Origin of the sequence: Olleya namhaensis (assembly GCF_900114005.1) — a bacterium.
Classification (GTDB): domain Bacteria; phylum Bacteroidota; class Bacteroidia; order Flavobacteriales; family Flavobacteriaceae; genus Olleya; species Olleya namhaensis.
Genome location: NZ_FORM01000002.1, coordinates 177181 through 189412, shown reverse-complemented (window position 1 = coordinate 189412; position 12232 = coordinate 177181). Strand labels below are relative to the sequence as shown.

Genomic DNA, 12232 nt, shown 5'->3' with positions numbered 1-12232 from the left:
GTTGTTAACAAGCAGTAGTAAATATCAAATTCCGGAAGCTGTTAATTGTAATAATTAGTAGCTTCCGGAATTTGTAATTATATATGTTATAATAATGTTGCTACCTTTTGGCAAACAAATTCTAAAAAGCGCTCATCAGCTTCCGTAAATGGGTCTGGAGTATTAGAGTCTATATCTATTTGACCTAAATTTTCGCCATTAACAAATATAGGAATCACTATTTCTGCTTTTACAGTAATACTACAAGCTATATAATTGTCTTGTGCAGCGACGTCAGGTACTACAAAGTTTTCATTACTAACAGCAACTTGACCACAGATACCTTTTCCAAAAGGAATAATGGTATGGTCTGTTGGAGCGCCAACGTAAGGTCCAAGTTTAAGTTCGTTTTTATCTCCATTTTTAAAATAGAAACCAACCCAGTTGTAATACGAGATGTTTTGGTCTAATAACTGACAAATTTGTAATAATTTATCATCAGTAGTAGTTGTTGTGTTAGAAACAATAGTTTCAATTTGAGGTTTTAAAGTTTCGAATGTCATTTATTTGAAAATTTTGGTAAAAGTATTTAAAAAGGCGTAATTTCAACTCCTAAAAAATCTTAAAATTTATTCTTTTTTAATTGAAAGCATTGCTCTTAAAATATAAGCCCGTTATAAAATTTATCTTAACCTTTTTATTGGTTTACGGCGTGCTAAGTTTAGCTTATAGTTATTACTTAGATTTTTCTAAAGGCGGTGCCTATTATCCTGATTTATTTACCAGTTTGGTCGCGGAGCAATCTCAAAACTTACTAGAGGTTGTTGGGTATAAAACACAAATGATGCCACATCCGGATGAGCCTTCTGTAAAGGTGGTTGTTGAGGGTAAATATGTGGCCAGAGTTATAGAAGGTTGTAATGGTCTAAGTATTATTATTTTATTTATTGCTTTTATAATTGCTTTTGCTGGTAGATTTAAAACTACTTTTATTTATATTCTTACTGGTAGTGTGCTATTGTATGTAGTTAACTTAATTAGAATTGTTATTTTATCAATAGGCTTGTATCATTACCCTTGGAGAGAGGAGATATTACATAGTGTTATTTTTCCTGCGATGATATATGGTATGGTATTTTTGCTTTGGATGTTTTGGGTTAACCGTTTTTCTCATATAAATAAGTAAATGGGTAAGTATTCTAAATATATAGGGATAGCGTTTGTGTTTTTGTTACTTGCATTGGTAAGATGGTTTCAAAACGAATTGTTTTATGATCCGTATTTGTTGTTTTTTCAGAATGACTATCTATATATGGATTCTCCTAGGCAAGAAACATTAAAGTTAGTTGCTAGTACGGCTCTTAGATTTTTTGTAAATACAGGGTTGTCTTTATTAGTATTGTACCTCTTTTTTAAAGATATTAGTATTGTTAAGTTTTCTGCGTTAGTGTATGGTGTTTCTTTTTGTATTCTAATTCCGTTGTTTCTTTTTTACGTACTAGATCCTAAACAAGAAAACTATTATCTCTTTTTTAATATCAGACGCTTTTTGATTCAGCCCATCTTATTGTTGTTGTTATTGCCTGCATTTTATTACAATAGACTTAACCAGTAGTTAAATGTTTTTTGGTTGACTAACAACCACTTAGTGGTGTTGTTTGGCGATTATATACGCATATTTGTGTTTTTTAGCGGTTATTATTGCGTTTAAGCGGGTTAGTTTTTTTTAAGCATTGGTAAAAGTTACTTTTGTATCATAATCGTTTTCTTTGCCCGAGAGAATGATTTATCCCTCAAATCTAATATTTTAACCTATGAAGAAAACTACTTTGTTTTTCAGTGTGCTTTTATGCGCCATGTTTTGTGTCTCTTTTACAACACAAGCACAAGAATCAGATTTTGACAATGACGGTATTGTTGATCGACTAGATGTTGACGATGATAATGATGGTATACTTGATACTGTTGAGTGTCCTGCTATTGCAGGAGCTGCTAGTCCGCAAACAGATCAAATAGCTTGGAAGCTTAATCAATATAAAGTTTTTACAATCAGTGCTAACACCAATGGATTAGGATATCAAGAATCTGGATACCAAGAGGAAGTGTTTAGTAGAGGGCAATCTTTAACAGTGCTTAATGGTGCTTCTGATTTTTCTTTTCCGGCGTCTTCTTGGACTGCTGGTTCTGCAAATACTAGCGTCGGTACTTTTGCTAATGGTACTTTGTCTTTTGAAGATAATTATTATAGAAGAACAAGTTCTCCTAGAATTAATTTGTTTAGAACAACTACAAGTGCTGGTTTTACTTCTGGAGATGGTCCATCTCATGGTCTTTATGTTAAGCCAGAAGTTGCTGCTGAAACTGGTGATTTTTATTCAGTACACATAAATTTTACGGAGCCTGTGGCTTCATTTAGTTTTGATTTTGTTGATGCTTATGATACCAATGCAGGTGCGGGAGTAATGAATTACGAGGTGTATGCAGATGGGGATTTAATAGCCTATTATAGTGATACTTATTTTGGAGATGACTTAGTTGGTGTTATTGAGTTGTTTGATGCAAATGGAGTTTCAAAGGGAGTTGTTTCGGCTGGTCAAAATATTGAAAATACAATTGGTTTTGTAACTAGTGAATTAGTTAGTCATGTTGAGATTAGACATATCGTGACGGCAGGAGCGTTAGTAGGAGGGACTCATGATCCTCATGGTTTAGATGGATTTGCTTACAGCTTTTTATGTCAGCCACAATTAGATATAGATGTTGATGAGGACGGAATACCTGATAATGTAGAAGCACAAACAACTACCGGTTATTTAGCGCCAAGTGGTGTTGTAGGTTCTAATGGATTATATACAAATTATGGTTCAGGATTTACGCCCGTAAATACGGATGGTACAGATTTACCTGACTACTTAGATACAGATACTGATAATGATGGTATTTTAGATATTAATGAAAATGGACATGCTAATATTGTAGCTAATACAGATTCTGATGGAGATGGACTAGATGATAACTTTGATGTTATTTCTGCTGTTTATGATTCTAATGATGAAGTAACAATTGGAGATGTGCCGAATTTAGTTAGTTCTTTTGGAGATTTTGATGCGGATGCGTCTACCGGAGGAGATTTAGATTATAGAGATGATAATACTGGTTTTGTAGGGTCAAATACAATTGATTTTGACGGAGTTGATGATTATTTAGATGCGCCTAATTTTATTAGTGATTGGTCTAAAGCAACAATTATGGCTTGGGTTAAAATAGAAGGAGATAATAACGCTTTGCCCAACTTATTTAGTATTGCGGGTCAAGAAAATATGCGTATTTATATTAGTAATGGTAGAGTGCCAAACTTTATTGTTCTTACTCAGGATCAAGTTACATCCTCTAGCAATTATCCAAGTAATAATTTTACAGCTTCGCCTGACCCTTTACTTAATTTGAAAATTGAAAGTGATGTATGGTATCACATAGCAGGTGTTTTTGACGCTGCAACATCTTCAATTAAGTTATATGTTAATGGAGAACTAGTTGGTACAGAAACTGATCCATTATTAAATTCAGTTTTATTGACTAAAAATTTTAATGGTTCAGATCATATATATTCTGGAAGAGAATTTACTGTAGGAAGATATCCTACAAATACAAGTGAGGCAGGTTTTGGGCATTTAGATGGTAATATTGACGAAGTTAGAGTTTTTAAAGAAGCTTTAACATCAGATCAATTACAGAGTATGGTGTATCAAGAAATTAAAAATAATGCAGGTACTATTAGAGGAACTGTAATAGAGAAAGATATTATAGATTTTACATCAGGAGCTTCAGTACCTTGGTCAGCCTTAGAAGCTTACTATCCAATGACAAATATTGTTAATGGTGTAACTTATGACGAGTCTAATAATTCTCACGTTTTAAAATTAAATCATATTACGACTGTTCAAGAACAAACCGCTCCAATGCCTTATGAGAGTGTTTCTAATGGACCATGGATTGATGAGAGTACATGGTTACATGGAGATGTTTGGGATATTGAAAATTTACCAAATAAAGATTGGTCCATAGTTCATATAAAAAACAGAGTTACAACAAATGCGTCACACACACATTTAGGATTGATTATAGATGAAAATAAAAGACTTATTGTTAACGGAAGTAACGAAATCAATAACTATTGGTATTTAGAATTAAATGGGGTTTTAATTTTAAAAGAAGAGTCTCAATTAGTGCAAACTAAACTAAGTGAATTAAAAGTAACAAGTTCTGGTAACATAGTGAGACGTCAAGAAGGGACTAGTAATTTATTTAGATATAATTATTGGAGCTCGCCAGTAGGTGTGGAAAGTACAACTTCAAATAATACAGATTTTTCAATTGATATGTTAAGGGATGCTAATGGTCCTATTCAGTTTACTAATGGATATTCTCCTGCGGTAACAACGCCAGCGACATTAAGTACCTATTGGTTATATACTTTTAAAAATGGAGTAACCTATTATGATTGGGCTGGCTTAAATGAATCGTCTCCAATAGAACCAGGTGTGGGCTATACGCAAAAAGGAACAGGTGTTGGAAGTGGTGATTTTCAATACATATTTGAAGGTAAGCCAAATAATGGAGAAATTTTAGTAAGTGTAAATGATACAGGAGGTCCCGGTTCTGTAGGAGGTACAAGTAAAACTGAATATTTATTAGGTAATCCTTATCCTTCAGCATTAGATGTTCATGCATTTATAGATGATAACGCAGGAATTATTAATGGAGCTGTTTATTTCTGGGAGCAATGGGCTGGAGAAAGTCATGTGTTAAGTCAATACCAAGCAGGATATGCTACTTTAAATAAAATTGGAGGTACAAAGGCGTATCAATTTGTAGGTTTAGATGGAGCAACTACTGGTGGTGCAGCGGGTCTTAAAACACCTGAAAGATATATTGCAGTTGCACAAGGTTTTATGGCGGAGATTGTTGGAAGTGGTAATGTAGAATTTAATAATAGTCAAAGAGTTTTTAAGACAGAAGCTTCGGGAGAATCAGAATTTTTAAGAACGACTGCTGTTGCGGACCAAGAGACTGAAGCATCCGAACTTCAGATAATAAGATTAGAGTTTGTAACGTCTAATGACCTAAGTAGAGAATTGTTATTTGGTTTTGGAGAGGATATTAATGATGATGCTTTTGATTATGGGTATGATGCTAGAGCTAGTGAAGTTTTTGCAAATGATTTATTATCTACTTTAGATGGAGAAGATTATATTATTCAAGGGTATTCTACTATTCAATCTGACAAGGAAGTTGCTTTAAGATTGAAAAGTGAAGCAGTAGCGATGTATACTATAAAAATGACAGAAACTAAAAATATAGATGCTTCTCAAGAGATTTATATATATGATAGTTTGGAAGGTGTTTATCACGATTTACGATCAGGAGATTATAATTTTACTGCTCAAGCTGGTGACGATGCGGATCGTTTAAAAATTGTTTTTCAAATGGAGCAGTCATTATCTAATGAGGATTTTGAAGCAATAAACAATGTTTCAATATTTGTGAATAACAACCTAAATCAATTACACATTAAAGGATTAGATCAAGATATAAAAGGGTTGAATTTAATTAATATGTTAGGTCAGAGTGTAATGCGTTTGTCTAATGTAAATGCTACTCAGGCGAGTTCAGGAGTGAAATTGAATAATTTGAGTACAGGTGTTTATATCGTAGATGTAACATTAAAAGATGGTCGTGTACTTTCTAAAAAAGTAACCATTAATTAAATAGAGTAAAAGATTATAAAAGCCTCAACATATTTTATGTTGAGGCTTTTTTTTATGGTAATATATCTAATATCTAATATCTAAAAGTAAGCTAATTACAATTTGAAGACTAGTTTATTCGAGTTGTATGTAATAATAGTAACTTTCTAATTGATATCAGTAATTAATATCATATTCATGGTAATTTGAATCTCGTTACTATAAAATAGTTTTAAGTCATATAAATCAGAATCCAAATAAAAAGGCCTCAACTAATGTTGAGGCCTTTTTATTGTATTTATAGATGATGTTTTTATTACATCATTCCTGGCATACCTCCACCCATTGGCATTCCGCCTCCAGCTGGAGCAGCTTCTTTAATATCTACTAAAGCACACTCTGTAGTTAATATCATTCCTGCAACAGAAGCAGCATTTTCTAATGCTATTCTTGTTACTTTTTTAGGATCGATAATACCCGCTTTAAGCATGTCTACGTAAGTTTCAGTTTTTGCATCATATCCAAAGTCATTTTTACCTTCCATGACCTTAGAAACAACAACACTACCTTCTCCACCTGCGTTTTCAACAATAGTACGTAACGGTGCTTCAATAGCACGTGCTACGATTTGTATTCCTGTAGTTTCGTCTAAGTTTTCAGTTGTAATGTCATTCAATACAGATTTTGCTCTAACTAAAGCAACACCTCCACCAGCAACAATACCTTCTTCTACTGCAGCACGAGTAGCATGTAAAGCATCATCAACACGGTCTTTCTTTTCTTTCATTTCTACTTCACTAGCAGCACCTACATAAAGTACAGCAACACCACCTGCTAATTTAGCAAGACGTTCTTGTAGTTTTTCTTTATCGTAATCACTAGTTGTAGTTTCGATCTGAGCTTTAATTTGGTTAACTCTATTCTTGATTAAGCTCTTGTCTCCTGCACCGTTTACAACAGTTGTATTGTCTTTATCAATAGTTACACGTTCTGCCGTACCAAGCATCTCTAAAGTCGTGTTTTCAAGTGTAAAACCTCTTTCTTCAGATATTACAGTACCTCCAGTTAAAATAGCAATATCTTCTAACATTGCTTTTCTACGATCTCCAAATCCTGGCGCTTTTACAGCTGCAATCTTAAGAGAACCACGTAATTTATTAACTACTAATGTTGCTAATGCTTCTCCATCAACATCTTCAGCAATAATTAATAATGGTTTTCCTGATTGTGCAACAGGTTCTAAAATAGGAAGTAAATCCTTCATTGTAGATACTTTTTTATCATACAATAAAATGTAAGGATTCTCTAAATCAGTTACCATTTTGTCACTGTTAGTTACAAAATAAGGCGATAAATACCCTCTGTCAAATTGCATTCCTTCAACGATATCTACGTATGTTTCAGTTCCTTTAGCCTCTTCAACAGTAATAACTCCTTCTTTACCAACTTTACCAAATGCTTTAGCGATTAAATCACCAATAACGTCATCATTGTTAGCAGAAATTGAAGCCACTTGCTTAATCTTTTCAGAAGAATTTCCTACTTCTTTAGATTGTTTTGCTAAATCAGCAACAATAGCCTCTACAGCTTTATCAATACCACGTTTTAAATCCATTGGATTTGCACCCGCAGCAACGTTTTTTAAACCTTCCTTAACTATTGCTTGAGCCAATACAGTTGCGGTAGTTGTTCCATCTCCAGCTAAATCATTAGTTTTAGAAGCAACTTCTTTTACCATTTGCGCCCCCATATTTTCTAATGGGTCTTCTAATTCTATTTCTTTTGCAACACTCACACCATCTTTAGTTACTATTGGGGCTCCAAATGAACGTCCAATAATTACATTTCTTCCTTTTGGTCCTAAAGTTACTTTTACTGCGTTTGCTAATGCATCTACACCACGTTTTAAACCGTCACGTGCTTCTACATCAAATTTTATGTCTTTTGCCATAATAAGATTATTTTGAGATTTTAATTGTTATTTCTAACTTATGGTTGCCCATTGAAGATCAATTAAAATATTTAAATTAGTTTTTAGTTTTTGAAATTTCAGACTAGATAATTGCCAAGATGTCTTCTTCGCGCATCATTAGGTATTCTTTTCCTTCTAATTTGATTTCAGACCCAGAATACTTTCCGTAAAGTACAGTATCTCCAACTTTTACCGTTAAAGGTTCGTCTTTTTTACCGTTACCTACTGCAACGATTGTTCCTTTATGTTGCTTTTCTTGTGCTGTATCTGGTATGTATAAACCAGAAGCTGTTTGTGTTTCGGCAGGTAGTGCTTCTACTAGCACACGATCTGCAAGTGGTTTAATGTTTAATTTACTCATAATATATATGTTTAATTAATTATAATTATAGTGCTTAATAATAAGCTAAAAATGTGCCAATAGAGTACAACTGACAAACTTGCAGAAACAAAAAATGCCAACTTATAAAGTTGGCATTTTTTGTTATGTTTTAGTGATAGCTTATTACTCAGTAACTGGATCTATTACTTTAGCAGCATCATCTGTTGCAGGTGCAGCAGTTGGTGTTGGTAAATCAATACTGTCGCTTTCTAAAATTTTAGATTCTGCAGATTGACCATTTTTGTCAATACCTAAGCTAGAGGCTAATATTAATGCTAGTAAGATAGTAGCTAATGTCCAAGTACTTTTATCTAAAAAGTCTGTTGTTTTTTTAACACCACCTAGTTGTTGTGTACCACCGCCACCAAATGAAGAAGATAAACCTCCACCTTTTGGGTTTTGTACCATAATTACAACTATTAGTAGAAATGCTACTATTACTATTAAGATCAAAAAGATTGCAAATGTGCTCATTATAATTTGTTATTTATTCTTGTAATTTTTCTATTGCTTTAATTTGGTCTGCAAAGAAACCACTTTTTTCTGGATATTTCAAACTTAAAATTTTATAAGATTGAATCGCTTTTTTATAGTTTTTTTGTTCGACATAAATACGAGCCAATGTTTCTGTCATTAATTCGTCTGACTGTATCATCTGCGCTTGCGCAATGTTGTGTGTCGACACCTTTGCTTTTTTAGCTTCGAGCTTAGGGTTTTTGATAATAAACTGATCTATTAAATCAAACTTTTTAGCGCGTTCTAAATTTGCTTCTTCCTTCAAAGGGTCTTCTGGTTCGCGTTGTATTGGTTTGAATTTAGCAATATTCAACCATTCATTAAAACTATGAGTTTCGTCTTTTTCAAATTGAAGTGGTTTTCCAATGTTTAAAAAGTCTTCAATTTCTTTTTTACTTGAATTTAGGGACGCATCATTTTCTGTTTTGGTAGTCTCATTTTTAATTAAATTTGAGCTAATGACAGGTTGTGTTTCTGTTTTAGGTTGAAATAAATCAGGATCAAGTATACTTCTAGTCTCCTCAAGTTGCTGCTTTAAGGTTGGGTCTGTAGATGTTGTGTTATTTACAGAAATATCTTCTACAAAAACATCTAAACTATTAATATAGTCAGCGTTTTGTTTAATATACTCCGAAATTTCATTTTGATTAAAGGTGTCGCTTGTAATAAAATCAAACAATATACTTCTGTCTGCTGTATAAGCAGCTGTAACTCTTAATGCTTGATTGTATTTAAAACTCTCTTTGTTTTTTAAGCCTTTAAGAAAAACGGCACGTGCTGATTGGAAATAAGGAAATTCTTCCAATATGGAACCCAACATAGCGGTCTGCTCTGCAGTTACTACTTGTGGTAGTTGTAATACGTTTGTTAATTCTTGGCTAGTCATTAGGTTTACCAGTTTGCAAGTGATGCGTTAAAAATATCTTGTGTCAAACGTTCAAAGATCTCTTCGTAAGCCAATGTTTTTGTTGTACCAGATAATAATTCGCTTCCTGTATAATCATAAAAGAATGAAAAAGATTTTTCAAAATCCTTTTCACTATCCTTTTTATTGTAAAATCTTACTTTTACACCTATGGTTAAGCGGTTTTGAGCAGCTGTACTATTAGCGGTAGCAGTAGTAGGAGAGATTCTGTAATTTGTAATATCACCTTCATAAACTAAATCGGCACTAGAATTAACTAGACTTAGACTGGTTTGATCTTGTATTAAATCTTGTAATGCTCTTGTAAAGTCTAGGTCCAATCCTGGATCTATTAAATTGGCTGTGTTTTTAAAATAATTAACTTGAAATGTTTTTGCGGTACCAATATCTGCTCCAGTAAAAGAATACGCGCCACAACCAAATATGGTAAATGATATTAATAGTAATAATATATATTTAAACTGTTTCATTTTAGTTTTTGTTTAGAATTACAACGTGATATTATAAATCAAATTGCTTAATTTTTCTATAAAGTGTACGTTCGCTAATTCCTAATTCTTCGGCAGCTAGCTTCCTTTTGCCTTTATGACGCTCTAAAGATTTTTTGATTAATTCTAACTCTTTGTCATGTAACGATAGCGTTTCTTCTTCCTCAATTTCTTCAGCAAAATGGTACTTATCTTGTGTATTCTCAGTTTCTATTGTGCTAGGTGGTTGCATTGCATTTTGAGATATTGACAACACTTCCATGTCTTCTACATGCTCATCAAACTCAGTATCGCTATCGTTCTCACCATAGATTTTCTGAATTAAACCTTCGTTTTCTTTCTGTACTTCTTTAGCGTTACCAGTTTTCATTAATTCCATGGTTAGCTTTTTTAGATCGTTTAAATCAGCTTTCATGTCAAATAATACTTTGTATAAAATCTCACGTTCACTTCCAAAATCGCTTTCTGATTTGGTAGTGTTAATTACAGCAGGTAAATTACTACCAACAGGCAAATAACTATGAAGTGTGCTTGCGCTAATGGTTCTGTTTTGTTCTAATACCGAAACCTGTTCTGCAACGTTACGAAGCTGTCTAATATTTCCGCTCCAGCGATATTTTATTAATAATTGTACAGCGTCATCAGTTAATTTTATAGTAGGCATTTTGTACTTTAATGCAAAGTCACTAGCAAATTTTCTGAATAATATATGGATGTCTTCTTGACGCTCTCTTAAAGGCGGTAGGTTAATGTCAACCGTGCTTAATCGGTAAAATAGGTCTTCTCTAAATTTTTCTTTTTTAATAGCGTCAAACATGTGCACGTTTGTAGCTGCAACAATACGCACATTTGTTTTTTGTACTTTACTAGATCCAACCTTAATAAATTCGCCATTTTCTAAAACTCTTAGTAAACGTACTTGCGTAGTTAAGGGCAGTTCTCCAACTTCATCTAAAAAAATAGTTCCACCATCGGCTACTTCAAAATAACCATTTCTAGTTGCTGTTGCACCAGTAAAGGCTCCTTTTTCATGGCCAAAAAGCTCACTGTCAATAGTTCCTTCTGGTATTGCACCACAGTTTACAGCAATATATTTACCATGTTTTCTGTGAGAGAGTTGATGGATTATTTTTGGAATACTCTCCTTTCCAACACCACTTTCTCCGGTTACTAAAACAGAGATGTCTGTTGGCGCAACTTGCATCGCTTTTTCAATAGAGCGATTTAAAGTTGGACTGTTTCCTATAATTCCGAAACGTTGTTTTATAGATTGTATTGATTCCATGTAAACTCAGAAAGTGTTTAGTTAACGTAATTAAAGGCTTCTTCTTGTACTATTTCAATACCACTTAAAGAAAATACACCACTTCTAGATGTAATTCTGTTAGTGCTATCGTAATTAATCATTAAAGTTACGGTTGTACCTTCTGATGATACAGAGTTCCAGTTGTTACTACCATGAAATTGAACTATTGCTGGCCCAGCTTCGTCTTCGTAATCATCGTCTAGAATTGATAACCAGTACTGATCGCTGAATCCATCTTTTAATGGGTTTGAAAAACTATCAAATCCGTATGTTGTTGTATTGTTGAATTCTCCAGTTGAAACTACAGAAATACAATTGTCATTAGCATCATAAGTTAATATTTCTGATTGAATAAGTTCTCCAGCTTCAAAAGAAGATTTGTCTATTAATTTACCAGATCCATCCGCAGTATATACAGTAGTGACAGGGTTGCCAGGTTCTGTTTTTGTAATTTGATTATTTAATGTTGTAAAATTAAAGGTGTAATCCTCTGCGTTATCATCAAAATCGTCATGTGTTATTTGAGAAATTGTATTGCCTGCAGAGTAAAAGATGTCTGTTTGACTTACTAATGCGCTACCGTCAAAAGTCTGTATTGCTGTAATTTTACCATCTGTATCTCTTATTACAGTTCCAGTAGTAGTAAAAGGAAAGCCAAATGCAATAGTTTCGACATTTAAAGTGTTTACCTTATTGTCATCATTAAAATTAAAGTCTGAGTTAAGAATAAGTGGCCCGATAAACGGAGCTTCTGTCTCAACATCATAGGTGTAGCTTGCTAATTTTAGCTCGTCCGAAGTGTTTCCAGGAATTGTACCTTCATCGCTATCAAGAGCAGCGAAGTAGCCTTCAACAGGCTCGTCATTACAAGCTGTGAATAGGCTTAACGATAATAATAAAACTAATACTTTTTTCAT

At 33.4% G+C, this 12232-nt stretch carries 11 protein-coding genes; 3 read left to right on the top strand and 8 right to left on the bottom strand.

Features of this window, described 5'->3' with window-relative positions; translation table 11 throughout:
- Positions 1-86 precede the first annotated feature (86 nt).
- Positions 87-542, bottom strand: coding sequence for a GAF domain-containing protein (locus tag BMZ09_RS03935; protein WP_090837698.1), 456 nt, complete (start codon positions 540-542; stop codon positions 87-89).
- An 80-nt stretch (positions 543-622) separates the two neighbouring features.
- Between BMZ09_RS03935 and xrtF the strand changes: the two genes are divergently transcribed.
- The 3 genes from xrtF (at position 623) to BMZ09_RS03920 (ending at position 5747) form a co-directional block, all read left to right on the top strand.
- Positions 623-1165 (top strand): exosortase family protein XrtF, encoded by a 543-nt coding sequence (gene xrtF / locus BMZ09_RS03930; protein ID WP_090837696.1) that lies wholly within the window; start codon positions 623-625, stop codon positions 1163-1165.
- Positions 1166-1594 carry an exosortase F system-associated membrane protein gene (locus BMZ09_RS03925; protein WP_090837695.1) on the top strand — a complete coding sequence of 143 codons (429 nt, stop codon included), beginning with the start codon at positions 1166-1168 and terminating at the stop codon, positions 1592-1594.
- Positions 1595-1793: 199 nt separating this feature from the next.
- Complete coding sequence (locus BMZ09_RS03920) at positions 1794-5747, top strand: LamG-like jellyroll fold domain-containing protein (protein ID WP_090837693.1); 3954 nt, start codon at positions 1794-1796, stop codon at positions 5745-5747.
- Between the two features lie 295 nt (positions 5748-6042).
- Here BMZ09_RS03920 and groL read toward each other — a convergent pair whose 3' ends face one another.
- The 7 genes from groL to BMZ09_RS03885 form a co-directional block, all read right to left on the bottom strand.
- Complete coding sequence (gene groL, locus BMZ09_RS03915; RefSeq protein WP_090837691.1) at positions 6043-7677, bottom strand: chaperonin GroEL; 1635 nt, start codon at positions 7675-7677, stop codon at positions 6043-6045.
- A 103-nt stretch (positions 7678-7780) separates the two neighbouring features.
- Positions 7781-8059 carry a co-chaperone GroES gene (locus BMZ09_RS03910; protein ID WP_090837690.1) on the bottom strand — a complete coding sequence of 93 codons (279 nt, stop codon included), beginning with the start codon at positions 8057-8059 and terminating at the stop codon, positions 7781-7783.
- A 144-nt stretch (positions 8060-8203) separates the two neighbouring features.
- Positions 8204-8554, bottom strand: a complete 351-nt coding sequence (gene secG / locus BMZ09_RS03905) for a preprotein translocase subunit SecG (protein ID WP_090837687.1) — start codon at positions 8552-8554, stop codon at positions 8204-8206.
- Between the two features lie 13 nt (positions 8555-8567).
- A complete protein-coding gene (locus BMZ09_RS03900) occupies positions 8568-9482 on the bottom strand; it encodes a hypothetical protein (protein ID WP_090837685.1) in 915 nt (304 codons plus the stop codon).
- 5 nt (positions 9483-9487) lie between these two features.
- A complete protein-coding gene (locus BMZ09_RS03895; RefSeq protein ID WP_090837684.1) occupies positions 9488-9991 on the bottom strand; it encodes an LptE family protein in 504 nt (167 codons plus the stop codon).
- Between the two features lie 31 nt (positions 9992-10022).
- Positions 10023-11294, bottom strand: coding sequence for a sigma-54 interaction domain-containing protein (locus tag BMZ09_RS03890; protein ID WP_090837682.1), 1272 nt, complete (start codon positions 11292-11294; stop codon positions 10023-10025).
- A 17-nt stretch (positions 11295-11311) separates the two neighbouring features.
- A complete protein-coding gene (locus tag BMZ09_RS03885) occupies positions 11312-12232 on the bottom strand; it encodes a hypothetical protein (protein ID WP_090837681.1) in 921 nt (306 codons plus the stop codon).